This is a genomic window from Cricetibacter osteomyelitidis (genome assembly GCF_004340985.1).
Taxonomy (GTDB): Bacteria; Pseudomonadota; Gammaproteobacteria; order Enterobacterales; family Pasteurellaceae; genus Cricetibacter; species Cricetibacter osteomyelitidis.
This window is the reverse complement of the sequence record NZ_SLYB01000062.1, coordinates 1-1,069: the sequence shown is the minus strand read 5'-3', so window position 1 is coordinate 1,069 and position 1,069 is coordinate 1. Positions and strand designations below refer to the sequence as shown.

At 46.6% G+C, this 1,069-nt stretch carries 1 protein-coding gene; it reads right to left on the bottom strand.

Features of this window, described 5'->3' with window-relative positions; genetic code table 11:
• Window positions 1-1,069 (bottom strand): transketolase family protein (locus EDC44_RS12915; protein ID WP_481219198.1); only part of this gene is annotated, 1,069 nt, incomplete at both ends.

Genomic DNA, 1,069 nt, shown 5'->3' with positions numbered 1-1,069 from the left:
TCTAACACTTCCGCCGCCTTCATGGCTAATTCCACTTCAGAACCCGTTGCGATAAGAATTAAATCAGGGCAATCGCCTTTTTCACAGCAATCACGCAAGATATAACCACCGCGTGCCACATTCGCTAATTGTTCAGCAGTGCGGTCTTGTTGCACCAAGTTTTGACGGGTGAAAATCAATGCGCTCGGCCCTTCTTTGCGTTCAACCGCCGCTTTCCATGCGATTGCGGATTCTACTTGGTCAGCAGGACGCCAGGTTTCCAAGTTTGGAATTAAACGCAATGCTGCTGTTTGTTCAACCGGTTGATGGGTTGGTCCGTCTTCACCCAAGCCGATGGAATCGTGGGTGTACACAAACAATGAGCGTTGTTTCATCAGTGCCGCCATACGCACTGCGTTGTGAGCGTATTCGTAGAACATTAAGAAGGTTGCACCATAAGGAATAAAACCGCCGTGTAAGGCGATACCGTTCATAATTGCAGACATTCCGAACTCGCGTACACCGTAGTTGATGTAGTTGCCGTCCACATTCGTTGTGGCTCGAATCGGTTTAGAGCCTGACCATAAGGTTAAGTTGGAACCCGCTAAGTCTGCCGAGCCGCCTAAAAATTCAGGCAATAAATGAGCATAGGCTTCAATGGCATTTTGTGAGGCTTTACGGCTGGCAATGCTTGCCGGATTAGCCTGTAATTTTTCAATGAAAGCTTGAGACTCAAGAGTCCAGTTTGCCGGTAAGTTACCATTTACACGACGGGTAAATTCTGCCGCTAATTCAGGAAATGCCTTCGCATATGCAGCAAATTTTTCATCCCATGCTTTTTCAACGGTTTGACCTTTCGCTTTGGCATCCCACTCGGCATAAATTTCAGCCGGAATTTCAAATGGAGCATAATCCCAATTTAAGTTTTTACGAGTGAGTGCAATCTCTTCATCACCCAACGGGGCACCGTGAGAATCGTGGGAATTTTGTTTATTCGGTGAACCGAAACCGATAATGGTTTTGCAGATAATTAAGGTCGGTTTATTGGTTTCTGCCTGCGCTTGTTTTACCGCGGCTTCAATAGCTGTAC